A 26993-nucleotide genomic window follows, 5' to 3' on the forward strand; every position below is an offset into this window, starting at 1 on the left:
TCTCTCGCCGGCGCGCTATCATTTCCAAGCTGCGGATTGTCGTTCTTATTTTTCAGACGCTTGCAAATTTTTCGCGGGCCGCCGGCGATGGGCGCGCCGCCCGCCGTTTCAGGAATAAGGCCAGGGGGCTGCCATGGGTACTGAAGGCTCGACCTCGTCGACCGAGCTCCCGCCGCCGCGCCGCCCCAAGGTCATCAAGACCAATCAGCAGCAGGTCCTGCTGTATGTCGTGCTGACCCTGCTGCTGTCGCTTGCGACCGTCTGGGCCGGCCGCTCCCTCTTGCACAATTCGGAGACGCTGACCTTTGCCGTCGGTGCTCCCAACAGCGACGAGGCGCTGTTCGCGACCAAGCTTGCCACGCTGCTGAAGAACAACGCCTCTCGTTTCCGGATCAAGATCGTCAACAATACCGATAACGCCAAGGCGCTCGCGCAATTCGATCGCAGGCAGGCCGATCTTGCCGTCCTCCGCACCGACGCCAAGGTGCCGCTGCGAGCACGCACGCTGGCGATCCTGGAGCACGATCTCGTGCTGCTGCTGGGTGCCGGCAACAAGAAGATCAAATCGCTGGCCGAGTTGAAAAAGAAGAGGGTCGCGGTTCTCGCCGAGAACGATTCTTCGCTCGCATTCGTCCGCAGCCTGCTCGACATGCCCGACGGTCCCGACGCGGCGAAGATCCAGATGGCGCCGCAGGGCGCGACGCTGGACAAGTTGTTCGCGCCGGCCACCGGCTTCAGCGCGGTGATTGCGATCGTCCATGCCTCCAAGGCCGTGCGCGACAAGGCCTACGAGCAGGTCGCCAGGCACGGCGGCTTCACGCTGAATGCGATCGACGAGGCCAAGGCACTGGCGCTCAAGTTCCCCGGTATCTCCGATGAGACGCTGTCGGCAGGCACGCTGTCCGCATCGCCCGAAATTCCCGATGACGATCTCGACACGATCGGACTGGAATGGCTGCTCGTCGCGCAATCCAGGATGTCGGCGACCACCGCGGGCGACATTGCGCGCATCGTCTACGAGAACAAGTCCGCGCTCGGGCTCGACAACGGCTTTGCGACGCACATCGAACCCGCCTCCGTCGAGAAGGACGCCTACGTGATGGCGCATCAGGGGGCGGCCGACTACATCAACGACGACACCAAGTCGTTCATGGATAAGTATAGCGACATGATGTATCTGGGCGCCGCCGCGCTCAGCGTCATCGGCTCGATCTTCGCCGCCATCTACGCCAAGATCACCCGCATCGCGCCGGAGAAGGCGAGCGAGCTCTCCACCGCCATTCTCGACATCGGCGAACGCATCGAGCATGCGCATTCGCTGGATCAGCTCGAATGTCTGCAGGACGAGCTCGAGACCATCTTGCGCGGCGCGGTCATCGGCTTGCGCGACGGCACGATCAGCACAGACGGGCTCGACACTTTCAAGCTGGGCTACGAGTTCGTCCGGGACGAAATCAGCATGCGTCGCGACTTCCTGAAACGTCATGCCAGCGAGATCGAGAAGGTCGCCATCGGGGCGCTCCCTCCCCCGCATGACGACACCAACGTCGTGGTGGTGAAAACAGCTCAGAGTGCCTGACCTATCGATTCGTGCTTTGGGCCGCGGACTCTCGCATTTCGGGCGAATCGCGTCCCGCTCCGGAACCGTTTCGCTGGCGCAACCGTTGGTTACCGGCACAACCGGAAAACGCACGATGCGTATCCTCCTTCTCATCATCCTGCTGGGAATGCTGGTTGCGGTCGGCTACTTCGCCTATTCAGCCATGTCGGTTGCAGGCGACCCGATCCCGACCGAAGGCTATGTGGCACTGGCGCTGGGGGCGGGGTTCTCCGTGGTCGTCGGCGTCGGCTTGATGATGCTGCTGTTCTGGAGCAGCCGTCGCGGCTATGATGAGCCTCCGCATTTCAAATAACGACCACCCCAGGTAGCCAGCTGGCTCCCCCGAAGCATCCTGACCGTCCTGATCTGAGCGGATGGCGCCGCTGCCCGTCCCGTCGTTGACGGCCCCGGTGCGGGCGGGCACCTTGGCACCGAAGTCCCAACCAGGACCGCAGGAACCAGACCGAGCCACCGTCCCGTATGTCAAAGCCGATGTTTTCCGCTCTGGCCCAATTCATGGCCGCGACCGCCGGCCGCAACATGACCAAGGCGGCCTATGTGGCCGTGACCGTCGGCGTGCTCAGCATGGTGTTGCTGACGATCGACCCGGCCTATGACACTACGCACCGCTGGGTGGATGTCCTGCTGTGGGCCTGTCTGATCTATTTCGTGTTCGAATGGCTCGTCCGACTGCGCCACATGGCGCGGCAGCAGCGGCTGGGGCTCTACATGTCCTCCTCCGCGGGGGTGGTCGACGCGCTGGGGGCGCTGGCCGTGCCGGTCGCGCTGATGCTCGGAGCCGAACCCAAGACCGCGTGGCTGCTGAGCGTGCTCTGGGTGCTGAAAGTGGTGCCAGGCATTCCTGGCCTGCGCCAGCTCCGCCGCGTGCTGGTGCTTGAATCCGGGCCGTTGATCAGCGTGCTCGTCATCTTCCTGATGGTGGTTTTCCTCGCCTCCGTCGCCGAATATTTCCTGGAGCGGGACGTGCAGCCGCAAACGTTCGGCAGCGTCCCAGCCGCCCTGTGGTGGGCGGTCGTCACGCTGACCACGACCGGCTATGGCGACGTCGTGCCGGTCACGCCGCTCGGCCGCATGGTGGCAGCCCTGGTCATGATCTCCGGCCTCGGCGTGTTCGGCCTGTGGACCGGTATTCTGGCGACCGGGTTCGCAGCGGAAACCCGGCGTGACAATTTCCTCAAGACCTGGGAGTCCGTCAGCAAGGTGCCATTCTTCGCGGCGCTGGGTCCAGCGGCCATCGCCGACGTCACCCACATGCTGCGCACAATGGAGCTGCCGGCGCGCACCATGATCATCCGCAAGGGTACCCAGGGCGACTGCATGTATTTCATCGCGGCCGGCGCCGTCGAGGTCGATCTCCCCGGCAAGAAGGTGCAGCTCGGCGAAGGCGCCTTCTTCGGCGAGATGGCGCTGCTCGGCAACAACATGCGCGGCGCCAACGTCTCGACCACGAAAGTGTCGCGGCTTTTGGTGCTCGACCTCGTCGATTTCCGCGTGCTGATGGCGCGGCACCCTGATCTCGCCGAGACCATCGACGCCGAAGCCAAGCGCCGCGCGCTTGAAAACAAGTAAATGGAGGCAAGAATGTCGGATATAGCCGACGCGGCAAGTCCCCCCGTGCTCGAAATCAGCGGTGCACGCGCCACCATCCGCCTGAGCCGGCCAAAACATCTCAACCGGCTCCAGGCGGAGGATCTCGGTGAACTGATCAAGCTGTTCGACCGGGTGGAAAGCGATCCTGATATCCGGGTGCTGGTGCTGACCGGCACGGGACGAGCGTTCTCCGCAGGCTATGATCTGAATTCTGTCGCCGAGCGCGCGGTGAGCGCCAACGAGCAGCAGAGCGCGGGCTCGGCCTTCGAGGTCGTCGTCAACCGCCTGGAGGATCTCGGCGTGCCGACGATCTGCCGGCTGAACGGCGGGGTCTATGGTGGCTCGACCGATCTCGCGCTCGCCTGCGATTTCCGCATCGGCGTCGACACCGCCGAGATGTTCATGCCGGCGGCCCGGCTCGGGCTGCATTACTACAGGAGCGGCATCAAACGCTACGTGACCCGGCTTGGCGTGGACAACGTCAAAAAGCTGTTCCTGACAGCGCAGAAGATCACCGCTCCGGAGATGCTGCGGATCGGCTATCTCACCGCGATGGTGCCGGTGGAAACCCTCGACGAGGAGGTCGACAAGCTCGCCAACCTCCTCGCCGGCAATGCTCCGAACGCGATGCGCGGCATGAAGCGCGCCATCAACGAATTCGCCCGTGGCGCGCTCGATGAACAAGCCGCCGACCAGCGTCACCGCGACAGCATGCGCGGCGACGAGATCAAGGAAGGCATCAGGGCGTTCGCGGAGAAGCGGCTGCCGAGGTTCTGATCACCCACCGATAGCCTTTAACCACCCAGAGCCTTGGCATGCTGTGCCGCCATCTCGTCGTCCGCTGCATTGATGCGCTGGAACGCCGGCCGGGAGGTGATGCGCTCCGAATAGCGGACGAACACATCCTTCTTCGGCACGATGCCGAACATCATGGTCCAGTTGAACGCGACGCCCCACAGCACATCGGCGGCGGTCATGCGCTCGCCGAGCAGATATGGTCCTTTCGACAGCTGCGCCTCGAGCGCACCCAGCATTGTGTCGTAATCGGCGTAGGGTGACTGCGTAATCGGCGCGGGCTCGCGCTGCATGAACTTGTCGATCAGGGCTGGCTCGAACGAGGAGCCGTAATAGGCGGTCCAGCGCAAATAAGGACCGCGGAGCGGATCGTTCAAGGCGGGCGTAAGCCCCGCCTCCGGAAACAAATCGGCGAGATAGATGTAGATGGCGACCTGCTCGGTCACGAGCACCTCGCCGTGCCTGACGGCCGGCACCTTGCCGAGCGGATTGAGGGCAAGGTAGGCGGGCTGCCGCTGCTCGCCGGCCTTCATGTTGAGGATATGGAGATCATAGGGCGCGCCAAGCTCTTCCAGCAGCACCCGCGTGCCGGTGGCCCGGCTCTGGGGCGAGTAATACAACGTGACGCGGTTTGGATCGGTCATGGCTAGGCTCCATCTGGCTGGCGATGGCTCGCCTTGTAGCCGAGCATACCTGACATCCTGTGTCAGGTATGGTTTAAGAGGTTATGCGCGCGAGCCGAATGTTGTCGATCCTCACCACTCTGCAGGCCAGGGACAGGTCACTGCGCCTGAGCTTGCGGATGCCTGCGAAGTCTCGGTTCGCACGATCTATCGTGACATCGATGCGCTCGCCGCATCCGGCGTCCCCGTTTATGCCGACCGTGGTGCTGAGGGCGGCTATCGCCTGCTCGACGGCTATCGCGTGCGCCTGAACGGCTTGTCGCAGAGCGAGGCCGGCGCGCTATTCTTAGCCGGGCTCCCCGGCCCGGCGGCGGCGCTGGGGCTGGATGCGGCAATGATCGCCGCGCAGAACAAATTGATGGCGGCGTTGCCCGCGAATTTGCGCGAAGATGCCGGGCGGATGCAAGAGCGTTTCCATCTCGATGCTCCTGGCTGGTTCGGCGAGACGGAAGAGCCGAAACATCTGCGCACCATCGCCGGCGCAGCACTGCGCGGGACTCTTATAAAGATCCGCTACCAGAGCTGGCGTGCCGAGAAGCAGCGCCGTGTTGCCCCACTCGGTCTGGTGCTGAAGGGAGGCAGCTGGTATCTCGCAGGTCAAGTCGACGGTACCGTGCGCACCTATCGCGTCGCGCGCGTGCTCGACTGCACGGCCCTCGATGACCGCTTCGACCGTCCCGGCGATTTCGATCTCGCCGCCTATTGGCAGGACGCGACGCTGCGGCTGGAAGCCGAGATGCATCCCAGTGTCGCGATCGTGCGGCTGTCGCCGTTCGGCGTGAAGTTGCTCGATGCGCTGACCCAGCCTTACGTGAGGGCGCGCACGCAGCTCGACGAGACCGCCGATGCCGACGGCTGGCGGATTGCAAGAGTGCCGACGGGGAAAACGTCATGGCATGCCGCCTCTGAGTTGCTACGGCTCGGGGCCGAAGCTGAAGTGTTGGAGCCCGCCGATCTCCGCGAGAAGATGGCCGAGATGACGCAGGCGATGGCCGCGCGCTATCGCACGGCGCGTAAAGCCGGATCGCGGCGGATCCCGCCGCGGCCGGCGAAACAATCCTGAAACACGATTCTCCTGCCTCCCTGTGAACGTAACCGCGCTTCGCCTCGACCGAGAAGCAGGGACACAACAACGGCTTCGCGCCACACTGGAGAATGAAGATGTTTCGTAAGCTTGCACTCGGTCTGATCGCCGCCGGCTCGCTCGGCGCTGCCGCTCTCGCGCCCACCGCCGCATCGGCGCACGGCTTCCACCACTACTGGGGTCCCGGCTGGGGCTATGGCGGCATCTACGTCAACACCGGCTTCGACAATTGCTACCAGGAGCGCGTGATCCAGACCCGCCACGGCGCACGCGTGCGCGTCGTGAATGTCTGCGGGTACACCGTTTACTGATATCGCGCCTTCGACAAAGCTCCGGTCGCGCCGCGGCCGGAGTTTTGCGTCAGTCTTGGGCGCTCTGTCGATTCCGACGAAACCAGGCCCAGGTCTCGCGCGTCGTTCTGATGTAGCCGCGGCCGCGATAGACGATCTCGCCGTCGACGATGCTGTTCAGCTTTGGCAGCGCATGAAACGGAATTGACGGGTACGCGTGATGCTCGACATGGTAGGGCATGTTCCACGCGATCCACTTGACGATCATGCCGGTATAGGTGGTGCGGGTATTCTGGAAGGCGTTGCGACTGCGCTCACAGCCGGTGTGCTCGGCCAGGAGATAGGGCCTGAGGAAGAATTGCCCGATGATGAGCGGGACGATCCAGACCTTGAGCAGCAGCGCGGAGGAAAACCACAGCGAGAGCGTGAGCAGCAGGACATAGAGGGCGGCATAGACGCGCGCCTCGGTCACGATAATGGCGCGCTTGTTCTCGGGAATCCAGGGCACCGTGACCTTGCCGGTGACGGCATGGCCGAGCATCAGCCGGAGGCGGCCCGCAACCTGGAGCAGGCCGCTATAGGCAAGCGCGATCTGGGTGTGGGATTTGGGCTTCACGCCGACGATCAGCTCCGGGTCCTTCTCGGGATCCTGGGTGTAGCGATGATGGTCCCAGTGGAACAGGCAGTAATATTCGTAGGGTTGCCCGATGATGAAGGCCGAGAGGTAGCCTACCGCGAGGTTGAGGCCGCGGCTCCTGAACGCGGTCTTGTGCGCAGTCTCGTGCAGCGCCATGAACAGAAAAGGCGATGAAATAGCCCTGTATCACCATCAGCGGTGAGGCCCAAAGGACCCCATAGCTCGAGCTCACCGTCCAGATCAACGATCCGACCAGCACGACCACGGCGTAGTGGCAGAGGCTGCGCAGGGCACCCCTGAGATCGGAGCGAACGGACAGTTCGCGCAGCATCGCCGGTGTCAACGGCTTCACGCGGTCGCCGGGTTCTGAAATGGTCGCGTCAGTCATGAGCGGGGACCTGCACTATTTGTTGAGGAACTCGGCGATCTCGGCTTTGAGGAAAGCCCGGTCGCGCGGATTGCTGACGGGGTTGCCGGCGCGATGGCCGTGCAGCGACGGAATCGGATGCAGCACGGCCGATTTCGCATTGATCAGCATGCCGAGTTCGTCCTCGTTGTCGCGGACGTCGAAATAGCGATCGGTCGCGCCCGGCATCAGCAGCATGTGCGCCTTGATCGCCGCCAGTGCGCGATCGAGATGGCCGCCGAACGCTGCACAAGCGCTGATGTCGCCGCGCTGCCAGATGCCGGCCTGCGCCAGCAGATCGTTGCCGTCGCGCCGGGCAAAGGTCGAATCCCAAGTTCGGACGAGATAATCCTCGAGCGACGTAAAACCCGCCTCGCGCCACAGTTCGTCGCGGTAAAAGCCGTGAGACATGGCCCAGCCGGCATAGACGCGACCCATGGCGCGATAGCCGGCTGTCGGCTTCTCGACAAAGCGGCCGTCGCGGAAGCCGGGATCGCCCGATAGCGCAGCCTTCACGCTTTCGAGAAAAACATGGTTGTAAGGCGAGCAACGCGCGCTGCCGCAGACCACCGCGGCGCGCTCAACCATAGCCGGATGTAGCGCCGCCCAGTGATAGGTCTGCATGCCGCCCATCGACCAACCATAGACCAGCGCGAGCTTCGTAATGCCGAAGTGCTCGGTCAACAGGCGATGCTGGGCCGCAACTGCGTCGTGATAGGTGAGTTGCGGAAAGGGCCTGGCGCCGCAGTTCGAGGGCGAGGACGACAGTCCGTTGCCGAACAGGTTCGGGATGATGACGAAATAGCTGAGGGGGTCGAGCACGCCATCGGGCCCGATCAACCATTCGGTATCAAAATGTTGCGCGCTGAATGAGGTCGGATAAAGGATGACATTGTCCTTCGCCTGATTCAGCGTGCCGTAAGTCTTGTAGGCGAGCTTCATCGCGGGGAACACCGTGCCCGACTGAAGCACAACGTCGCCGGCCTCAAAGATCTCGTAGCCGCGATGCCCGGTCACTTGTCCAACTCCCGCTCACGCGGCGCAGAGTGCGCCCCGCCGCGACGACGATGCATCGATCATGCCGGACCAGCAAACGCATCGTTGCGTCGCGCTCAATAACTGTACTTTTAGTCCACTTATTTGGAAAAGGCAATGGGGGAGTCTCGCCTTCCCGGCTCAGGCGATGGCTGCGATGTATCGCTCCACCGACGCCGCGAAGACAGCTTTGGCGCCTGCGGCGATGTTGCGGTCCCACCAGGCACCATAGATGCGGTCGAAGGCGAGCGGCTCAACAGCCGCCGCGATCCGCCGCACCGCGGCGGCGTCGAGCGGGATATAATTCGGATAGGAATACATGAAGCTGAGGAAGCGGCGATCCATCGCCACCTGCGCAATATCGCCAGTGAGCAGCGCGCCTTTGCCCTCGGCACCGCGCGCATGGTGCAGCACGGTGGCGCCAGCAAAATGCCCGCCGGTGCGCAGCAGCAGAACATCTTCAGAGATGCGATGCTGATCGCCGGTCCAGTGCACGATCGAGGAATGCGGACGCGTTACCCATTGACGGTCATCGGCATGAAGATAGACAGGCACGCCGCCAAAGGCCTCGCTCCAGTCGGCGAGCGCGCCATAGTAATGAGGGTGCGAGATGGCGATCGCCGTCAGGCCGCCGAGCGATTTGACGTGTGCGATCGCCTGCGAGGTTGCCAGCGGAATACAGTCCCACATCACGCATCCCCTGCCATCGGGGATCAGCAACGCGCGCTGGCCAATCGCAAAACTCGGATCGAGTGCGATACCGGTGAGGCCGAGATCGTCGCGCCAGACGAGGCGATGGCGCTCGGCGAGCGTCTCGCGGGTCAGAAAGGTCTGCCCTTTCCAATTCACATACTGCCGTTCGTCTTCGCAGATCGGACAGGATGCGGCCGGCTTCCCGCTGTTCGGGAATTGCGCGCCGCAGGTTTCGCAGGTCCAGAGAGGCATGGCTGTGATCCGGAGGAGAACGGGATACCTGTGAGGTGGCATCGCAGCCCTCCAATCGCAAGCCCGAAGGAACCAACGCGATTAGCGCAGGTTACTTTTCTGTCCGCCTTGGGCGCGATTGGTCAGCCATCTCCGCTTGCACGAGACCCCATGCGATCCGCAGCATCACGTTCAGAGTCTCGATGATGTCGCGCCCTTCCCGAATCTGGCCCTTGTTCGCCGTCAATTTCTTCATGGCCGACATGCAGTCCGGCATCGGACCATTCGTCGGCGTATTCCTTCAAGAGCGCGGTTGGGCGACCGGGTTGATCGGCACGGCGCTGACGATCGGCAATGTCGCGGGCATGCTGGTCACGACGCCGATCGGCGGCTTCATCGATTCCAGTCGCAACAAGCGGCTGTGGGTCATCATCCCCGGAATCTGCGTCGTCCTTGCTTCCACGATCATCCTGGTCTCGCAAAATTTCTGGGCCGTGACCTTCTCGCAAGTGGCCCAGTCGCTGGCGAGTGCTGCAATCGTTCCAGCGGTCACCGGCATCACGCTCGGCATCGGCAAGCAAAAAGGCTTCAACGCGCTGAACGGGCGCAATCAGGCCTTCAACCATGCAGGCAACATGGTTGGCGCGGCATTGTCCGGATATCTCGGCTACAAGTTCGGTTACGTCGCCGTGTTCGTTCTGGCGGCGGTGTTCGGCGCCATCGCGATCGCCTGCGTGTTGATGATCCCTGCCAAATCCATCGACGATCGCCAGGCCCGCGGCAGCAAGGAGGACGAGAGCAAGAACCCGCCGGATGCCATGTCCGTCCTCCTCAAGCACAAGCCACTGCTGGTGCTGGCGCTCGCGCTCGCCATCTTTCATCTCGGCAATGCGGCGATCGTTCCGCTCTATGGCCTTGCGGCGGTGGCTCAGGGACAGGCCAACGGCCCGAGCTTCGTTGCAACCACGGTCGTCATCGCACAGGGCGTCATGGTCGTGACGTCGCTCATTGCCATGCAGGTCGCAGGAAAGCGCAATTATTGGCCGGTGATCCTGGTATCCTTCATGTTTCTGCCGATCCGCGGTGTGCTGGCGTTTTTCGTGACAGGGTGGTGGGGCGTCGTTCCGATGCAGGTGCTCGACGGCATCGGAACCGGATTGCAAACAGTTGCGGTGCCCGGGATGGTCGCGCGCTCGCTCGACGGCACCGGCCGCATCAATCTGGGCCAAGGCGCTGTCATCACGGTCCAAGGCGTAGGCGCGAGCCTGAGCCCCGCACTCGGCGGCTGGATCGCGCAGTGGATCGGCTATGGCCCGACCTTCCTGTTACTCGGCAGCTTCGGTCTCGCCTCGATGGCGCTGTGGCTGGTGTTCGGCGCGCACGTGAAGAAGTACTGAGGCGCATCGCTCTGCTTCCGCGCGCCGCGATGCGGACCAATCTGCCGGTGATGCCCATTCCACATCTGTCCGGCGCGCGCGAAGGCCGGAGAAGCTAGTCCTCTAGGATCGCGACAGCGCGTGTCCAACCCGCCGAGGCGCGCTCGATCTTCACGGGAAAGCATGACACCTTGAAGCCGGTCGACGGCAGCAGGTCGAGATTGTGCAGCTTCTCGAGATGGCAATAGCCGATGTAGCGGCCGGCCTTGTGGCCTTCCCAGATCAGGCTGGCGTCCTTCGTCTCGGCGTATTTCTTCGCGGTATGAACGAACGGTGCGTCCCAGCTCCAGCCGTCGATGCCGGTCAGACGCACACCACGCTCGAGCAGATACATGGTCGCCTCATAGCCCATGCCGCAGCCCGAGGTGACGTAGTCCTGCCGGCCATATTTGGCGCCGGCGCTGGTGTTGACCACGACGATCTCCAGCGGCTTCAGCTCATGACCGATGCGCTTGAGCTCGGCCTCGACATCTTTGGCCGTTGCGACATAGCCGTCCGGCAGGTGCCGGAAGTCGAGTTTCACACCGGGCTGGAAGCACCATTCCAGCGGCACCTCGTCGATGGTCCAGGACCGCTCGCCGCGATTCATGGTCGGATGGAAATGCCAGGGCGCGTCGAGATGCGTGCCGTTGTGAGTCGAGAGGGTGACCTGTTCCACCGCCCACCCCTGCCCGTCCGGCAGATCCTGGGCTTTCAGTCCGTCGAAGAACTGCAGCATGCGCGGCAGGCCCTGCTGATGATCGATATACTGGATCGTCGGATGATTGCCGGGCGGATCGGCCGGCACGTCGTTCTGGAGAGGGACGGAGATGTCGATCAGCTTGGTCGTCATGACGCTTCCTCGTTGATTGTTTTGGTTGGCGGCCGTCAGGCGTCCGTTCAGGCTTCCTGCCGCTCGACGCGGTTCTTCAAGATACCGATCCTCTCGACCTCGAGCTCGATCGTATCGCCATGCTCGAGATACCATCCAAGCTCGAGGCCGCAGCCATTGCCGACCGTGCCGGAGCCGATGAATTCGCCGGGCATCAGCGTCTCGTCCTGGGTGACGTGGGCGATGATCTCCTCGAAGGAAAACAGCATGCCCTCGGAGACGCCTTTCGAGCGGGCCTCGCCGTTGACGCGCGCTTCCATCTTCAGCTTGTAGGGATCGCCGATCTCGTCTGGCGTCACGATCCAGGGGCCCATCACGTTGCCGCCATCGAAGCTCTTGCCCTTGGCCGGGCCGAGCCGCCCCTCCATCTCGATGCGCTGTGCGTCGCGCGCGGAGAAATCGTTGAAGATCGTGTAGCCGAAGATGTGATCCTTCGCTTTCGCGGCGGAGATGTTGGCGCCCTTGTTCTTGGTGATGATCCCGAATTCGAGCTCGTAGTCCATGACCTTGCTGTAGCGCGGCCATTTCACCGTGGTGTTTGTGCCGCGGACGCTAAAACGGTTGGTGATGTAAAAGATCGGCTGCTTGCGATAGACCTCGGGCAGCTCGCCGAGTGGCTCGGCATCGATGCGCGCCAACTCCGCCATGTCACCCTTGGCGCGCGCGGCGAGCTTCCGCTGCCCGCGCGGCGCTTGCAGGATGTGCAGCGCGAACGACATGCCGTCGCGCATCTGCCTGGGCTCCGGCACCGGCGCGAGGATATCGACGGCGCTGACCGCCGTTGACAGCGTCGCGTCCTCGCCGCGCTTGTCGAACAGGGCCCGGGCCTGATCGAGCGCGCTGGGCCCGGCGTCGATCAGCGCCAGCATTGAGCGGAAGGCCGGATTGGCCTCGCCGTCTCGCGCGGCGGCGGCGGCGAGATCGAACATCTGGCTGTCATTGGCATGGACGGCGCCGATCTTCTCCTGACCGGCCGATCTGAATGTTGCGAGCTTCACCTCGGATCCTTCTTGCTATCGTGAAGAATATATGATCAGATAAAATATCGATACACAACCCAAAAAAATACAGATTTGGGGAGAGCGCGTGGTGGGGCGAATGCACAATAGGGTGATGCGGGCGGGTCTCGTGCTTGGGATGTCCATTGCCTTGACGGCACCAGCGCTGGCGCAGGCCAAGATCCAGATCGGCTGCACCGCGACCTCCGACTGCGCCTCGGCCATGGTCGCGGTCGACGAAGGCATCTTCAAAAAGCACGGGCTGGACGTCGAGATGACGCCGATCGCAATCAACTCCAACATCCCGGCGGCGATCCTGTCGAATTCGATTCAGGTCGGCGGCCCAACCTCCACCGTCTTCCTCCAGGCCGTCGACGGCGGCCTCGACCTCGTCGCGATCGCCGGCGCCTCGGTCATGAACACGACTTCGAACACCGCGATCGCCGCCTTCGTCCGCAACGGCATCACCATCAAGGCGCCGAAGGATTTCGTCGGCAAGAAGGTCGGCGCCCCCGGCCTGAATGCCTTCCTGCACGTGTTGTTCGTGAAATGGCTGGTCGAGAAAGGCGTCGATCCCAAGAGCGTCAATTTCGTCGAAGTCACCTTCCCGACCATGGCCGACATCATCAAATCAGGCGGTGTGGATGCCGTACTCACCGCCGAGCCGTTCGTCACGCGCATGACCGATGCGGGGCTCGGCTCGGTTGGCGCGCGCTATGGCGCCGAGCTCGGCCGCACCGATCCGATCATCTTCTACGCCGCATCGCGCGACTGGGCGGAGAAGAATACGGCGACGGTGAAAAGATTCCGCGAAGCGGTCGCGGAGGCCGCCGCCATCGTCAACAGCGATCGCGAGAAGGCCTCCGCCTCGATCGCCAAGTTCACCAAGCAGCCGCTTCAGCTCGTCAAGGCGACGCCGCCGAACCGGTCCGAGCCGAGCCTGAAGCCGGAAGACCTCGCCTGGTGGATCGACGTGATGTCCTCGCAAAAGATGCTGCAATCGAAGCTCGACACCGCGAAACTGGTGCTGAACTGAAGGATATCGACGATGCCTGCTCCTGAGCGCACTCTCGAACGCCTGCCGACTGAGGCCGGCACCTTGAGCGAGCGCGCCGCAAACCTCATCGAGCAGGACATCCTGGCCGGACATCTCGCGCCGGGATCGCGGCTCGGCATCGTCGATCTCGTGCAGCGCTACGACATCGGCGCCACGCCCCTGCGCGAGGGCTTGTCGCGGCTGATGTCGCGCGGCCTGATCGTCGGCATCGGCCAGCGCGGCTTCCGTGTCGCCGAGGTCAGCCGTGAGGATCTCGCCGACATCACCTGTATGCGGACAGCGGTTGAGATCGAGGCCGTCAGGCTCGCCATCCTCCGCGGCGACGTCGCCTGGGAGGCCAACATCGTCAGTGCACTGCATCAGATGCGTCGGCATATCGAGCGCACCGGCAATGAATTCCGCGAAGGCGCGGCCGATTTCGACCGGCTGCACAAAGGCTTTCACACCGCGCTGCTCGCCGCCTGCGGCTCACAGCGCATGCTGGCCGCCCATTCCGACCTCTACGACCAGGCCTATCGCTACCGCCGCGTGATGATGGGCGTCATCGACAGCGGCGAGGGCTTTATCCGGAGCCACCAGATGCTCGCCGACCACGTGCTCGCCCGCGACGTTGCCGCCGCGCAAAAAATGCTGACGGCGCATCTGCACTCGACCATCAATTTCGTCTATCCGCCTGATAGCAGGGAGCAATCATGAGCGTCGTTGCCAGGCTCGACGAGGCGCGCGCCGCGCGACGTCAAAAAACGCTGATTGCGTTCAACGCCGCGACGCTGCAGCTTGGCGGCAAGACCATCATCGAGAATCTCGACCTGGAGGTGCGGCCAGGCGAATTCCTCTGCATCGTCGGCGCCTCCGGCTGCGGCAAGACCACGGCGCTGAGGCTCGCCGCGGGCCTCTATCGCCCCACGAGCGGTACAGTGACTTTCGACGACGAGTCGATCACCGGGCCGCGCCGCGAGGTCGCGATCGTGTTCCAGGATTATGGCAAGGCGCTGTTGCCGTGGCGGACCTCGTCCGGAAACATCTCGCTGGCGCTGGAGGCTTCTCGTGTGCCGGCGCGTGAGCGCGGTGTGCGCATCGAGGCGCTGTTGCGCAAGGTCGGTTTGCCCGGCCATGCCGACAAATATCCGACCGAGATGTCGGGCGGCATGCAGCAGCGTCTGCAAATCGCGCGCTGCCTTGCGCAGGAGCCGACGACGCTGCTGATGGACGAACCCTTCGGCGCGCTGGATGCGATGACGCGCCAGGGCCTTCAGGACGAGGTGCTGTCGCTGACGCAAGCGAGCCAGACGACCGTCATTTTCGTGACTCACGATCTCGACGAGGCGATCTATCTCGGCGACCGGGTCATTGGCTTGTTGCCGCATCCGGGCCGGATCGGGATCGAGCTCGATGTCGACCTGCCGCGCCCGCGCGACCAGCTCGCCACCCGCGAGCTCCCCGAATTCCTGCGGCTGCGCCGGCAGTTGTTCGACTTCATCAAGGCGACCGAACATTGAGCCTCGATCGCACCAGGCCCCTGCTGCTACCGCTGGCGCTGATGCTGGCGTTCGAGCTCTGGGCGCGCCTCACCCATCTGCAAAGCGACAGCCTGGCCCCGCCGAGCGCGATCCTCGCAGCACTGGCGGCGGCGCTTGCCGATCTCTCGATTCCGATCGCGATCCGCGACACACTGTTCGCCGCCTTTGCAGGGCTGGCGATCGGTGGCGCAATCGGACTTGCCCTCGGCATCGCCTTCGGCATCTCGCGCCCGATCGACCGGCTGATGGAGGTGACGGTCGAGGCAATCCGTCCCATTCCCTCGATCGCGCTGCTGCCGATCGCGTTGATCGCGCTGGGGTTCGGCTACCGGATGGAGATCGTGATCGTGGCGTTCGCCTGCGTCTGGCCGATGCTGATCCTGACGCGCAGCGCGGTGCGCAGCATCGAGCCGCGATTGATGGAAGTATCGCGCGCCCTGCGGCTAAGCGCGACGCAACGAATCGCGAAGATCGTGATCCCGGCGGCGCTACCGCGGATCTTCATCGCCTTTCGCCTGTCGGCTGGGATCGCCCTGATCGTCGCCGTCACCGTCGAGATTGCGATCAATCCGATCGGCCTCGGCGCCGGCATCATGCTGGCGCAGCAGGCGCTGCGCGCCGATCTGATGCTCGCCTACCTCGTGTGGATCGGCGTGATCGGCTACGCGCTGAACATCCTGTTGATTGCGATCCAGCGCCGACTATTCGGCCGTGCCGCGCTTGCCGGAGACAATGCATGAACCGCGCGGAGATCCTCTGGCGTGTCGCAAGCGTCCTCGTCGCGGCCGGCGTCTTCGCGGCCTGGCAACTCATCGCCAATCTGCGCGTGGTCTCGCCGGTGTTCCTGCCCGGTCCCGATAGGGCCTGGGCCGCGCTGCTGCGCGGCTTTTCGAGCGGAGATCTCGCCGGCAAGCTCATCGGGACGCTCGAGCACATGGCCTATGGGTGGCTCGCCGCCTCGATCGCCGGTATTGCGCTCGGTGCGCTGATCGGATCGTCGAAGGTGATGCGCGCCTATGTCGCGCCGTCCCTGGAATTCTTGCGGCCCCTGCCGGTCTCGGCGATCATCCCGGTTGCGATCGCGATGCTCGGGCTGACGCAAGGCATGGCACTGTTCGTGATCGCCTTCGGCGCGATCTGGCCGATCATGCTCGCAACCATTCATGGCTTTGCCGCAGTCGAGCCGCGGCTCTACGAGGTCGCCCGCTCGCTGCAGATGTCGCGCGCCGCCGTGATCAGCAAGATCGCACTGCCGTCGGCTTTGCCTGATATCCTCGCCGGCATGCGGCTCAGCCTGACGGTCGCGCTGATCCTCTCGGTGGTCTGCGAGATCCTGGCCGGGCTCGACGGCCTTGGTCAGTGGGTTCTGCTCTCGGCACGTGCGTTCCGGTCCGCCGACCTCTTCGCCGGCGTCATCCTGCTCGGTGCGACCGGATATCTGACGTCGATTGCAATGTCGCTCGTCGAGCAGCGACTGCTCGCCTGGCAAACTGCCGCCCGGTAGCGCGGCAGCGATTTGGACGACACCCAAGCCTAATTCTCGAAGAACCCAGGGTGCTTCTCCACGAACGCGTGCAACTCGCGCGCGACGCGATCGAGGTGGTTGGCCATCTCTGCCCTTGCTCTTTCGGGATCGCGATCGGCAATGCTGCGGTAGATCGCCTCGTGCTCCGTGTACGTTCCCTTGAGCCGGCCAGGCTCCGGCAGCAGGGTGCGGCGAACGCGTTCAAGATGGGTGCGGATCGGATCGAGCACTTCGCCGACGCGCGCGAGGCTCAGGTTCTCGGTCATCTGGTGATGAAACCGGGTATCGAGCTCATGGAAGCCTTCGAGGTCTCCGCTCGCGATCGCAGCCTTTTGATAAGCGAGGTTCTGGCTCAGCGCGCCGATCGAATCGTCGGACAAGCCGGCCGCGCAGACGCCGACGACCTCGACCTCCAGCGCGCGGCGCATCAGCATCCACTGCCTGACGTCCTCGAGATGAATCCGGGCGACGTAGGAACCGCGCTGCGGCTCGACCACGACCAGTCCTTCGAAGGCGAGCCGGTTGATCGCCGTCGTGATCGACAGCTTGGACACCTCGAAGCGTGCGCACCATTCGTTCTTGTCGATCGGCGTTTCGGGCGCGAGCAAGCCGGAGACGATGGCGCGTTTCAGCGCAACATAGGCCTGGTCGACCTTTGATCCGCCTGCACTGCGCCCGCGCGCTGGCCGTGTGCCGCCACTGAAACCACCGACTGAATGCATGCTTTGATCCCCAGCCGATCTACACATTTCCATGCCGCAACGCCAATCGCGCTGACCAAAAGGCTTGACGAGCATCAACTGATATAACTAGCATATCAGTCAACTAATAAACCATCACCTGCGGCTCGATGTCTTCCCAGGGACTGACGGCACGCCGGGAGGAAAGCCAATGGACACACGCTTCGGCGCGCTCGGGGCAGATGACGAGCGTGGCGCGCCGCGCTCCTCTCGCGTGGTCGAGCTTGGTAGCCGCCCCGGCGTGCCGGCTGGACATGCCGTGCTCAGCGCGGAGCGGGTCTCCAAATCCTTTGCCGGCGTGAAGGCGCTCCAGGACGTCGACTTCGATTTGCGCCACGGCGAAGTGCATGCGCTGATGGGTGAGAACGGTGCCGGCAAGAGCACCCTGATGAAGATTCTTGCCGGCGTGCACACGAGCTACGACGGCACCATTCTGGTCGAGGGCCGTGCTGCATCCTTCAGCGGCGTACGCGATGCCGAAGAGGCCGGCGTCGCCATCATCCACCAGGAGCTCAACCTCGTTCCCGAGCTGAGCGTCGCCGACAATATCTTCCTTGGCCGGGAGCCGCTGATCGGCGGCGTATTGATCGACCGGCGCCGGATGATCAGAGCGGCCGGACGTCTGCTGGCGCGCCTCGGCGTCAGCATCGCGCCTGATACCAGGATCGCGGGCTTGCGCGTCGGCGAGCAGCAGCTCGTCGAGATCGCCAAGGCGCTGTCACTGAACGCGCGCATCCTCATCATGGATGAGCCGACCTCGGCGCTGTCGTCGTCGGAATGCGACACGCTGTTCAAGATCGTGCGCCAGCTCGCGCGCGAAGGCGTCGCGATCATCTATACGTCGCATCGCATCGAGGAGGTGCTGGAGCTTGCCGACCGCGTCACCGTGCTGCGCGACGGCCGGCGCGTGGTGACCGCGCCCATCGACGAGCTCTCGCGCGGCGCCATCATCTCGGCGATGGTCGGCCGCGAGATGACGGCGAACGAGCGCGGCGCGACGGCGCGGGACGGCGCGGTCGTCCTCTCGGTGCAGGGCCTGACGCTGGATACGCTCGGGCCGCACGGATGGCGAAGGACGCTGCACGGTGTCAGCTTCGAGCTGAAGCGCGGCGAGATCCTCGGCATCGGCGGCCTGCTCGGGTCCGGGCGGACGGAGATCCTGGAATCGATCTTTGGCGTGGCGCGCGGCTGGCGCACCGGCAGCATCGCGATCGACGGTGCGGCGGTCGACATCGTCTCTGCCTCCGACGCCTACCATCACGGCGTCGCGCTCGTCAGCGAGGACCGCAAGGAGCGCGGCCTGCATTTGGCTGCCTCGATCTGCGACAATGTCGCGCTGCCCTCGATCGGCGCGCTGTCGCGATTTGGCCTGCGAGCCTTCGCCCGCGAACGCGCACTCGCGGCCGACATGGTCAGGCGGCTCTCGGTTCGCTGCACCGGCATCGGTCAGGAGGCCGCCGCGTTGTCCGGCGGTAACCAGCAAAAGGTCGTGATCGGCAAATGGCTGGCGACCGAACCGCGCATCCTGCTGCTCGACGAGCCGACCCGCGGCATCGACATCGGCGCCAAGCAGGAGATCTACCGGTTGATCTTCGATCTCGCCGCGCAGGGGCTCGGCATCATCGTGGTGACCTCGGAGATGCCCGAGCTGCTGCTGTTGTCCGACCGCATCCTCGTCATGTGCGAGGGACGGCAGACCGGCATCCTGGCGCGCGAGAATGCGACGCAGGAGACGGTGATGCGCCTTGCGGCACCGGGGATGGCGAGATGGTTGCAGGAAGCCGCGTCATGAAAGCACTGTTCCGCCTGCTCTCCCGCACCAAGCTCTATTGGGGTCTGCTGCTGATCTGCCTGGTCGGCGCCCTCACCTCGCCGCACACCTCATCCGGCCACAACATCTTCCTGTCCTACGGCAATCTCACCGACGTGCTGCGCCAGGTCTCGATCACCGGACTGGTCGCGACCGGCATGACCATGGTCATCCTGCTCGGCGGCATCGATCTATCGGTCGGCTCGGTGATGGGCTTTTCGACGGTGATCTGCGCGATGCTGCTGACCAAACGCGGCTGGACCTCCGCATCCGTGATCGGCGTGCCGGCCGCGATCCTCGTCGGCGGCGCGGCCGTGGCGCTGGCTGCGCGCTTCGTGTTCGCTGGTCTCGCGCGCGGCCGCGATGTCAGTGCCGGACGGCGGCGCGAGATCGCGCTGACGCGCTGGCAGAGCATGGGCATTCCGGGATTGCTCGGCCTTGTCGTCGCCATCGCCATCGGCTGGTGGACGATGAACCAGGTGCCGGCGAAATTCGGCGTGCTCGGTGTCCTCTTGATCGCGCCCTGCCTCGCGATGGTGCTCGGCGGCGTCAACGGGCTCCTGATCGTCACCGGCCGGCTGCAGCCCTTCATCGCGACGCTCGCGATGATGGTCAGCGCACTCGGCATCGCGCGATTGACAGCCGGGTCCGACAATGCCGTGGTCCCTGTCTACACCGGGACCAATGCGACCGAGGCCTTCGAGCTGTTGCGCTCGATGCTGTGGGGCGTGCTGCCGGTGCCGAGCGTGTTCTTCCTCGCGGCCATCTGCCTGTTCGGCGCGATCCTGCGCTTCACCACGTTCGGGCGCTATGCCTATGCGATCGGCGGCAATGTCGAGGCCGCCAAGCTCTCCGGCGTCAAGGTCGCGCAGGTGCAACTCACCGCCTATTTGTTGTCGGGCCTGCTCGCGGGCATCGCCGGCGTGCTGTTCGTCGCGCAATACCGGCAGGGCAAGCCCGACGCCGGCACCGGCCTCGAGCTCGATGCGATCGCCGCCGTCGTGATCGGCGGCACCAGCCTGATGGGCGGTCGCGGCGGCCTCGCCGGCACCTTTGTCGGCGTCCTGATCTTCGGCCTGCTCTCCGACATCCTGCAGCTTCAGAACATCGACTCCAACGTCCAGCTCGTGATGAAGGGGTTGATCATCGTCTGCACCGTGCTGGTGCAGGAACAGAATCTCGGTCAGCTCGTCGCGCGATGGCGGTTCCGCCGATCGGGCGGGGCAGAGGCCGATCCGAAAACAGCCGAGCCCCATCGGCTGCCAAGCGCCGCAAAGGCCCAACTCGCAAGGGAGGATCTCGATGAAGCGTCGTGAGTTCTTGAAGTTGTCGACCACCGCGGCAGGTGCCGCAATGACCATCTATCTGCCGGCCGGCTGGACGCCCGCGAAGGCCGCCGGCAAGTCGAAAGTCGGCTTCAGCCAGTGCACCACGCTGGAGCCGTGGCGCGTGCAGTTCAACAAGGACATCCTCGCCGAGGCCAAGAACCATCCGGATATCGACCTCATCATCACGGACGGCCAGGACAAGACCGAGAAACAGGTCGCCGATTGCGACAATCTGATCGTGCAGCAGGTCAACGTGCTGCTGATCTCACCCAAGGAATCGGCCGGCCTGACCGGCGTGGTCGAGAAGGCGATCGACGCCAAGATTCCCGTCATCGTGCTCGACCGCAATGTCGACACCAAGCGCATCACCCAGTTCATCGGCGGTGACAACGTAGCGATCGGCAAGGCGGCCGGCGAGCACGCGGTGAAGCTGCTCGGCGGCCCCGGCAAGGCGGCCGGCAACGTCGTCGAAATCTGGGGCGGCATGGGCACCCAACCGGCTCACGACCGGCACGACGGCTTCCATGCCTTCACCGACAAGGAGCCTGGCATCAAATACCTGCTCAACAACCAGTCGGGCGACTGGAAGCAGGACAAGGCCTACGACATCATGACGACGGCGCTGCGCAACAACGAGAAGATCGACATGGTCTACGGCCATAACGATCCGATGGCCTACGGCGCCTATCTCGCCGCCAAGGACGCCGGCCGCGACAAGGACATCAAGTTCATCATCGGCATCGACGGATTGCCGGACGAAGGCGTCACCTGGGTCTCCAAGGGCCAGCTCACCGCGACCTTCCTCTACGCAACGCCCGGCGCGGAAGGATTGAGGCAGGCGGCAAAGCTGCTCAAAGGCGAGAAGCTCGAGCCCGTCATCACCTTGCCGACCATGCTGATCACCAAGGAGAACGCGCCTGAGATCCTGAAGAAGAACGGGCTGCTGTGATTTGAACGCCCTGACATGCGTCTCGGAGAGCCGGGGTCGCCATCGCGACCCCGGCTCTCCGTTCGCCCTGCGCTTGCGCGCCAGATCGACGTCAGGCGGATTCAAAAACTTTCACCGAGGTTTGACATGAGCGCTGCCATCTTCGCGAGGCACGATGGAGTTTGGCTGAATGAACCGGAGCGGTGGACCGCGCAGGGCGACAGGCTCGATATCGTCACCGACAACGCCACCGATTTCTGGCAGAAGACGCATTACGGGTTCTGCCGCGACAACGGCCACTTCCTGGGCTTTCGGACCGCGGAGGCGTTTACGGCCGAGCTTCGCGTCCAGTGCGATTTTAAGGAACTCTACGATCAGGCCGGCATCATGGTGCGGATCGACGCCGAGCACTGGATCAAGGCCGGAATCGAGTTTTCGGACGGCCGCGCCATGCTGTCGAGCGTACTGACCATTGGGCAGTCGGATTGGGCAACGGCCCCGTATCAGCACGATGCCCGCGATTTCCGGATGCGCGTCACCGTCTCGGACGGCGTCGTTCGAGTGCAGGCCTCGGCTGACGGTAAAAGCTGGCCGCTCGTGCGGCTGGCTTCTTTCACGAGAGCGCAATCCTATCTCATCGGTCCCATGGCTTGCACACCCGAACGCGCGGGATTGCCGGTCACCTTCACTGGATTTTCCCTGAAAGCGCCGCTCGGCAAGGATCTGCACGATCTCAGCTAAAGCATGTTCCAGAAAAATGTGCAGCGGCTTTCCGAAATGATATGCGCAAACAATAACCTAAAGCGCGATGACGATTCATCGCGAGCTCATCGCGCCTTGGAGCAGACCGCTTCCGTGCGTTGCATCCGGTCGGATCAGCGTCCCGCCGCCTTCGCCATCCGCGTCAGAACCCGCCGTCCAACAATGGCCTCGATGAGCACGATCAGCGTGGCCGTTCCAAGATTCCAGATCAGGTTCATGACCGTCGCATCGAGGCGATAGAGCAGCGACATGGCCGTCGACGTCATGCCCGCAACGGCCAATCCTGCCGCCAGCGTCACCAAGGTCGGACGCAGGCGGGCCGCATGACGCAGCATCACGAAAATGGACGCCGAAAGCGGCAAGCTGACGAGGAGAACCGTGGCGAAGCACTGAAACGCCGCGCCCATCCGCAGACCACCGGCGTCGTAGCTCACCCAATCTGTCAGGCAACCATATCCAAGGGTCGCCGTCCACACCGCGAGCGGCGGCAGTGGAAGCAGCAGCCAATAGCGCGAACGGTCCGGCAGGCTCGCCATCAGGCAACCGAGGGCGGCCAGCGCGCCGGTGAGGCAAGAGGCCGTCGTCCCAACGAGGAAAGACGGGTTGCGCAGCTGGTTCGCGATATCCGACCGAAGACCATGTTCGAGGGCCAGCAAAACCAGAGCGACGAGCGTGATCAGCAACCAGCAGCCCGCGCGAAGCAGCGGAGGGCGAATGACGCGGATCGGCCGCGCCGTATTCGCAAGGGACTGAATGAGATCGGAGGTCTCCATCTACGCGTCTCCGTCGCCCAGAAGACGCCTGAGCGCCTTGATCCCCCGATGAGCAGACACCTTCAGAGATGCAATGGACATCCCGCTCTGCGCGGCGGCCTCCTTCAACGATTGTTCTTGCAGCTTCAACAGCGTGATGGCCTGGCGCTGGCCCGCCGGAAGCGCCAGCAGCGCTGCTTCCACGGCCCGGCTGTTCAGTGCCGCGTCGCCGCTCTTGTCGACCGCCGCAAAGGCTTCATGTTCGATGTCCAACATCACTTCCCCTGCGGCCACCCGTCCGAGCGCGCGCAAGCGATCGGCAACACGATGTCTCGCGATGCCGGCCAGCCAGGGCTTGAACGGGCGTGCCGGGTCGTAGGTGTGCCGAACCTCGTGCAGAGTCAGCAGAATATCCTGAACAGTATCTTCCGCATCGCTCGGGTTGCGATGCACCCGGTTAGCAATGGCCCGCAGATAAGGTGTGATGCCGAGCAACAGCCGGTGATAGGCCTGTGTATCGCCGCGTTGCCCCTCAACCATGAGCGCCGTCCATTCCTGTGGGTCCGCCGCGCGCAAGCCGGACATTTCAGAACCGCGTGGTGAAATCGACCAGCCAAGCCGGCGACGCGGCGACCAGCGCGCCTTCCAGGACATGATCCGCGCCGGTCAGGATCAGGATAGCCACTGTCACCGCGCTGGCACCGAGCAAGAACTTGCCGCCCTTTCCAGCATTCATCATTCTGCCCCGCCAGCGCATCAACGCCGTTCTGGACAGCGCCCCAACGATGAGCAAGGGGACCGCCGTTCCCAGCCCGAAGGCAATCATGACGGCCGTCACGCTGACGAGATTCTGGCCCCGGGACGCAAGCACCGATGCGGCTCCGAGCGTGGGTCCCACGCAGGGACTCCAGAGCGCTCCCAGCAGGATGCCCACCGCGAACTGCCCCTTGACGCCGGTCGGACTCATACGGGCGATCAGCCGGCTCCCGGCATTGCTCACACCGCTGGCAGCCAACGCGAACCGCTGTTGCAGGACGTCGCTGAGCAGGAGGCCGCCCAATCCGGCGAGCAGAACGGCAGATATGTCGCGGAACACGTCACCATCGAGACCGATCGCGAAACCCATCGTGGCGACGAAGATTCCGATGCCGGTGAAAGACAGCACCAGACCTGCCAGCAGTGCCGGCACACCCAGACGATGCGCGGCCAGCGCAGGCCCGAGCACGAGCGGCAGCAACGGCAGGACGCAAGGAGACAAGGTCGAGAGCATGCCGGCGATAAAGCCGAATCCCACGCTGACGAATGACAAGGTCACTCCGATATTTCTTCAAGCAGCGCGTCCTGGCGAAACCAGCGCTGGCACGAACGAGCACGCGCCGGAACCAACGAGGCGAGCTAGTCGTTCGCCTTCCGCAGCAACGTCTTGATCGAGTTGGCATCGGTATCGCCGGTCGAGCGCCCCTTTTCGGCTGCGCCGTGGAATACGATGAGCGTGCTTTGCTTCTGGGCGCCCAAACTCCGGACGATGTCCTTTTGCGTGTCGAAGTCAACGTTGTAGACGACGAGATCCTTGAACGCCGCCTCACTCTCGATGCTGTCCAGGATCGGCCTCTGCTTGGCGCAATAGGGACACCAGGGTGCGGTGATGTGGACTAGGATCGGCTTGCCCTCGTGCTGGGCCGAATCGAATGCCTGCGCTGTGAACGGCATCTCCGTCGCAGCTGAAGCAGCGGGCGCCAGTCCCGCAGACAGGCCCAGGGCCAGCACGGCCGCAGCCATCGTTCTTGAAAAGCGCATCCCAATCTCCTGGTCGCTGCTGACATCCCGGCAAACGCCGCCGGGTTCATGCTCCAAGGTTCGGATGCAGGTGCGAAAGAGTTACAGCCGTCGAAGATAAATTCGCGTCGCGGCATCGCGATGCTGGGCACACCTGGCGAAGACCAAATGCGGACGCAAAAAATAACCCCGGCAAATCACATTGCCGGGGTTATCAATTTGGTTGCGGGGATAGGATTTGAACCTATGACCTTCAGGTTATGAGCCTGACGAGCTACCGGGCTGCTCCACCCCGCGTTAAACTATTGCCTTGCCTTCGTGAAAAGGCCGGGGACGGTGGATTGAGGGCCGACGCTGTGCGCGCGGCTTGCTTCTCCCGTCCCGAAGGCTTCCTGGAAGGCAACCCCGGGCAAAACCCGTTGGGTGCGGGCGCTATGTACCAACCCGGACCGCCTTTGGAAAGGGCTGTGGGGACGTTTTTTTCGACTTTGTGACAGCTAGCGGGCGCGGTTTCCGGCCGATTTGCCGCACACTTGCCAGAAGTTCCACAAAGCGCCAGCTTGGGGCAACAAAACAGCGGCCAACCGTGTCACAGGGGGCGCAATGGATTTTCGGGTCCGCGCTGCGCGCGCCCCGGAATGACGAGAAAAAATGGGGGAAACACAAGTGGCTGACACATTCGATTTCGTCGTCGTGGGCGCGGGTTCCGGCGGTTGCGCGGTGGCGGGGCGGCTGTCGGAGGACGCGGCGACATCGGTGGCGCTGCTCGATGCGGGTGGGCGCAACGACAACTGGCGCATCACCACGCCGTTCGGGCTCGCTCTGCCATACAAGACGGCCAACTGGGCCTTCGATACCGTGCCCCAAAAGGGCTTGAATGGCCGCATCGGCTATCAACCGCGCGGCAAGGGCCTCGGCGGCTCCTCGGCCATCAACGCCATGGTCTATATCCGCGGCCACAAATGGGACTACGACCACTGGGCCGCGCTCGGCAATGAGGGCTGGTCGTATGCGGACGTGCTGCCCTATTTCAAGCGCTCGGAAGACAACAGCGATTTCGACGACGACTATCACGGCAAGGGCGGCCCGCTGCATGTCAACAGGCTGCGCTCGGACAATCCGATCCATGAGATCTTCCACCAGGCCGCACGCGAGGCGCAATTCCGCATCCGCGAGGACTTCAACGCCGAAGATCACGAAGGCCTCGGCAGCTATCAGGTGACGCAGCACAGGGGCGAGCGCTGGAGCGCGGCGCGGGCCTATGTGAATCCCCATCTGGACAAGCGCACCAATCTTCGCGTCGAGACCGGGGCGCATGCCACGAAGATCCTGTTCGAAGGTGGGCGCGCGATCGGCGTCGAATATGTACAGGGCAAGCAAAAGAAGCAGCTGCGCGCACGTCGTGAGGTGGTCCTCGCCGGCGGCGCGTTCCAATCGCCGCAACTCTTGATGCTGTCAGGCGTCGGCGATGGTGAGGCACTTGGCAAGCACGGTATCGGCGTCACGCATCATCTGCCGGGCGTCGGGCGCAATCTGCAGGACCATCCGGATTTCGTGTTCGTCTACGCCTCCGACTATCCGCACTTCGTGCACGCCTCGCTCGGTCGGCTGCCTTCCCTGCTCCGGGGCATCCAGCAGTACCGCAAGGAGAGACGCGGCCTGATGACCACCAACTTCGCCGAGTGTGGCGGCTTCCTGAAGACGCGGCCCGACCTCGAGGTGCCTGACATCCAGCTGCACTTCGTCATTGCGATGCTCGATGATCACGGCCGCAAGAAGCACAAGGAGGCAGGCTTCTCATGCCACGTCTGCCTGCTCAGGCCGAAAAGCCGCGGCAGCGTATGGCTGAAAAGCGTCGATCCACTCGCCGCGCCGATGATCGATCCGAACTTCCTGGGGGAGACGGAAGACCTCGAGTCGATGGTCGCGGGCTTCAAGACCACGCGGCGCCTGATGGAGACGCCTGCGCTGCGCGCATTGCAGAAGAAGGACATGTTCACATCAGATGTGCGCACCGACGACGACATCCGCAACATTTTGCGCAACCGGGTCGACACCGTCTATCATCCCGTCGGCACCTGCAAGATGGGCACGGATGCGATGGCCGTGGTCGATCCGAAGCTGAAGGTGCATGGCGTGGACGGTTTGCGCATCGTCGACGCCTCGATCATGCCGACGCTGATCGGCGGCAACACCAATGCGCCAACCATCATGATCGGGGAGAAGGCCGCGGATATGATCCGGGCGGAGATGCGGTAGGGCGAAGCTCTCCCTCAAACTCCGCCGTGATCCCGGGCAAGCGAAGCGCAGATCCGGGAAGCGATTGTGGCGTGAGCTGGCAATTCCGAATCTTCGCCGAACCACACCTTGGACTATGGGTCGCAGCCCCCGCATGCAAATTGTGCACGCCGAGACCGCAACCAGA

26 protein-coding genes, 1 tRNA gene and 2 pseudogenes are annotated in these 26993 nt (G+C 63.8%); 17 read left to right on the forward strand and 12 right to left on the reverse strand.

Annotation, left to right across the window (positions count from 1 at the left end):
- The first annotated feature begins 133 nt into the window (after window positions 1–133).
- The 4 genes from ACVW16_RS14795 (at window position 134) to ACVW16_RS14810 (ending at window position 3988) form a co-directional block, all read left to right on the forward strand.
- Entirely contained in the window at window positions 134–1579 is a 1446-nt protein-coding gene (locus tag ACVW16_RS14795; protein WP_456699915.1) for a TAXI family TRAP transporter solute-binding subunit, read from the forward strand.
- 115 nt (window positions 1580–1694) lie between these two features.
- On the forward strand, window positions 1695–1913 hold the full coding sequence (locus ACVW16_RS14800; RefSeq protein ID WP_456699916.1) for a hypothetical protein: 219 nt from the start codon (window positions 1695–1697) through the stop codon (window positions 1911–1913).
- A gap of 167 nt (window positions 1914–2080) precedes the next feature.
- Complete coding sequence (locus tag ACVW16_RS14805; protein ID WP_456737110.1) at window positions 2081–3190, forward strand: cyclic nucleotide-gated ion channel; 1110 nt, start codon at window positions 2081–2083, stop codon at window positions 3188–3190.
- Between the two features lie 12 nt (window positions 3191–3202).
- Window positions 3203–3988, forward strand: coding sequence for an enoyl-CoA hydratase/isomerase family protein (locus tag ACVW16_RS14810; protein ID WP_456737109.1), 786 nt, complete (start codon window positions 3203–3205; stop codon window positions 3986–3988).
- Between the two features lie 17 nt (window positions 3989–4005).
- Here ACVW16_RS14810 and ACVW16_RS14815 read toward each other — a convergent pair whose 3' ends face one another.
- On the reverse strand, window positions 4006–4650 hold the full coding sequence (locus tag ACVW16_RS14815) for a glutathione S-transferase family protein (RefSeq protein WP_456737108.1): 645 nt from the start codon (window positions 4648–4650) through the stop codon (window positions 4006–4008).
- An 83-nt stretch (window positions 4651–4733) separates the two neighbouring features.
- Between ACVW16_RS14815 and ACVW16_RS14820 the strand changes: the two are divergent.
- Window positions 4734–5752: pseudogene (locus tag ACVW16_RS14820) on the forward strand (helix-turn-helix transcriptional regulator).
- 98 nt (window positions 5753–5850) lie between these two features.
- Complete coding sequence (locus ACVW16_RS14825; RefSeq protein ID WP_456699921.1) at window positions 5851–6084, forward strand: hypothetical protein; 234 nt, start codon at window positions 5851–5853, stop codon at window positions 6082–6084.
- Between the two features lie 49 nt (window positions 6085–6133).
- Here the strand turns inward: ACVW16_RS14825 and ACVW16_RS14830 are convergent.
- The 3 genes and pseudogenes from ACVW16_RS14830 to ACVW16_RS14840 form a co-directional block, all read right to left on the reverse strand.
- Window positions 6134–7088: pseudogene (locus ACVW16_RS14830) on the reverse strand (fatty acid desaturase).
- A 15-nt stretch (window positions 7089–7103) separates the two neighbouring features.
- On the reverse strand, window positions 7104–8123 hold the full coding sequence (locus ACVW16_RS14835) for an alpha/beta fold hydrolase (RefSeq protein WP_456737105.1): 1020 nt from the start codon (window positions 8121–8123) through the stop codon (window positions 7104–7106).
- A 159-nt stretch (window positions 8124–8282) separates the two neighbouring features.
- Entirely contained in the window at window positions 8283–9086 is an 804-nt protein-coding gene (locus tag ACVW16_RS14840) for an MBL fold metallo-hydrolase (RefSeq protein ID WP_456738839.1), read from the reverse strand.
- A 182-nt stretch (window positions 9087–9268) separates the two neighbouring features.
- On the opposite strand from ACVW16_RS14840, the gene ACVW16_RS14845 reads away from it, so the two are divergent.
- On the forward strand, window positions 9269–10462 hold the full coding sequence (locus ACVW16_RS14845; RefSeq protein ID WP_456699925.1) for an MFS transporter: 1194 nt from the start codon (window positions 9269–9271) through the stop codon (window positions 10460–10462).
- A 94-nt stretch (window positions 10463–10556) separates the two neighbouring features.
- Here the strand turns inward: ACVW16_RS14845 and ACVW16_RS14850 are convergent, their stop codons facing one another.
- Entirely contained in the window at window positions 10557–11333 is a 777-nt protein-coding gene (locus tag ACVW16_RS14850) for a cyclase family protein (protein ID WP_456737103.1), read from the reverse strand.
- 47 nt (window positions 11334–11380) lie between these two features.
- Window positions 11381–12370, reverse strand: a complete 990-nt coding sequence (locus tag ACVW16_RS14855) for a fumarylacetoacetate hydrolase family protein (protein WP_456699927.1) — start codon at window positions 12368–12370, stop codon at window positions 11381–11383.
- Window positions 12371–12470: 100 nt separating this feature from the next.
- On the opposite strand from ACVW16_RS14855, the gene ACVW16_RS14860 reads away from it, so the two are divergent.
- Genes ACVW16_RS14860 through ACVW16_RS14880 form a run of 5 tightly spaced genes read left to right on the forward strand, consistent with a single transcriptional unit; the run spans window position 12471 to window position 16451 of the window.
- Window positions 12471–13406 (forward strand): ABC transporter substrate-binding protein, encoded by a 936-nt coding sequence (locus ACVW16_RS14860; RefSeq protein ID WP_456699928.1) that lies wholly within the window; start codon window positions 12471–12473, stop codon window positions 13404–13406.
- A gap of 12 nt (window positions 13407–13418) precedes the next feature.
- Complete coding sequence (locus ACVW16_RS14865) at window positions 13419–14123, forward strand: GntR family transcriptional regulator (RefSeq protein ID WP_456699929.1); 705 nt, start codon at window positions 13419–13421, stop codon at window positions 14121–14123.
- Window positions 14120–14926 carry an ABC transporter ATP-binding protein gene (locus ACVW16_RS14870; protein WP_456699930.1) on the forward strand — a complete coding sequence of 269 codons (807 nt, stop codon included), beginning with the start codon at window positions 14120–14122 and terminating at the stop codon, window positions 14924–14926. Before ACVW16_RS14865 ends, ACVW16_RS14870 begins: the two co-directional genes overlap by 4 nt.
- Window positions 14923–15687, forward strand: coding sequence for an ABC transporter permease (locus tag ACVW16_RS14875; RefSeq protein ID WP_456737102.1), 765 nt, complete (start codon window positions 14923–14925; stop codon window positions 15685–15687). Before ACVW16_RS14870 ends, ACVW16_RS14875 begins: the two co-directional genes overlap by 4 nt.
- Complete coding sequence (locus ACVW16_RS14880; RefSeq protein ID WP_456699932.1) at window positions 15684–16451, forward strand: ABC transporter permease; 768 nt, start codon at window positions 15684–15686, stop codon at window positions 16449–16451. The genes ACVW16_RS14875 and ACVW16_RS14880 overlap by 4 nt, the downstream gene beginning before the upstream one ends.
- 29 nt (window positions 16452–16480) lie before the next feature.
- Here the strand turns inward: ACVW16_RS14880 and ACVW16_RS14885 are convergent, their stop codons facing one another.
- The gene (locus ACVW16_RS14885; RefSeq protein ID WP_456737101.1) at window positions 16481–17194 is read right to left on the reverse strand and encodes a GntR family transcriptional regulator; all 714 of its coding nucleotides are present in this window, start codon (window positions 17192–17194) and stop codon (window positions 16481–16483) included.
- Between the two features lie 169 nt (window positions 17195–17363).
- Here ACVW16_RS14885 and ACVW16_RS14890 point away from each other — a divergent pair, with 169 nt between their 5' ends.
- From ACVW16_RS14890 to ACVW16_RS14905, 4 genes are all read left to right on the forward strand, one after another.
- Window positions 17364–19004: a sugar ABC transporter ATP-binding protein gene (locus ACVW16_RS14890; protein WP_456738841.1), complete on the forward strand. Its 1641-nt coding sequence runs from the start codon at window positions 17364–17366 to the stop codon at window positions 19002–19004.
- Window positions 19001–20338 carry an ABC transporter permease gene (locus tag ACVW16_RS14895; RefSeq protein ID WP_456737099.1) on the forward strand — a complete coding sequence of 446 codons (1338 nt, stop codon included), beginning with the start codon at window positions 19001–19003 and terminating at the stop codon, window positions 20336–20338. Before ACVW16_RS14890 ends, ACVW16_RS14895 begins: the two co-directional genes overlap by 4 nt.
- A 37-nt stretch (window positions 20339–20375) precedes the next feature.
- The gene (locus ACVW16_RS14900) at window positions 20376–21299 is read left to right on the forward strand and encodes a substrate-binding domain-containing protein (RefSeq protein ID WP_456738279.1); all 924 of its coding nucleotides are present in this window, start codon (window positions 20376–20378) and stop codon (window positions 21297–21299) included.
- Window positions 21300–21425: 126 nt separating this feature from the next.
- Window positions 21426–22019 (forward strand): DUF1349 domain-containing protein, encoded by a 594-nt coding sequence (locus ACVW16_RS14905; protein ID WP_456737098.1) that lies wholly within the window; start codon window positions 21426–21428, stop codon window positions 22017–22019.
- Between the two features lie 134 nt (window positions 22020–22153).
- On the opposite strand, the gene ACVW16_RS14910 is transcribed toward ACVW16_RS14905, so the two are convergent.
- The 5 genes from ACVW16_RS14910 to ACVW16_RS14930 form a co-directional block, all read right to left on the reverse strand.
- Window positions 22154–22813, reverse strand: coding sequence for an NrsF family protein (locus ACVW16_RS14910; protein WP_456737097.1), 660 nt, complete (start codon window positions 22811–22813; stop codon window positions 22154–22156).
- Entirely contained in the window at window positions 22814–23446 is a 633-nt protein-coding gene (locus tag ACVW16_RS14915; RefSeq protein ID WP_456699938.1) for a sigma-70 family RNA polymerase sigma factor, read from the reverse strand. It abuts the gene before it with no gap.
- A complete protein-coding gene (locus ACVW16_RS14920) occupies window positions 23379–24101 on the reverse strand; it encodes a cytochrome c biogenesis CcdA family protein (protein WP_456738278.1) in 723 nt (240 codons plus the stop codon). The genes ACVW16_RS14915 and ACVW16_RS14920 overlap by 68 nt, the downstream gene beginning before the upstream one ends.
- 86 nt (window positions 24102–24187) lie before the next feature.
- Window positions 24188–24589: a thioredoxin family protein gene (locus ACVW16_RS14925; RefSeq protein WP_456699940.1), complete on the reverse strand. Its 402-nt coding sequence runs from the start codon at window positions 24587–24589 to the stop codon at window positions 24188–24190.
- A 199-nt stretch (window positions 24590–24788) separates the two neighbouring features.
- Window positions 24789–24865, reverse strand: a tRNA-Met gene (locus tag ACVW16_RS14930).
- A gap of 369 nt (window positions 24866–25234) precedes the next feature.
- On the opposite strand from ACVW16_RS14930, the gene ACVW16_RS14935 reads away from it, so the two are divergent.
- On the forward strand, window positions 25235–26827 hold the full coding sequence (locus tag ACVW16_RS14935) for a GMC family oxidoreductase (protein WP_456737095.1): 1593 nt from the start codon (window positions 25235–25237) through the stop codon (window positions 26825–26827).
- The last annotated feature ends 166 nt before the right edge of the window (window positions 26828–26993 follow it).

This window comes from Bradyrhizobium sp. USDA 4474, assembly GCF_054057515.1.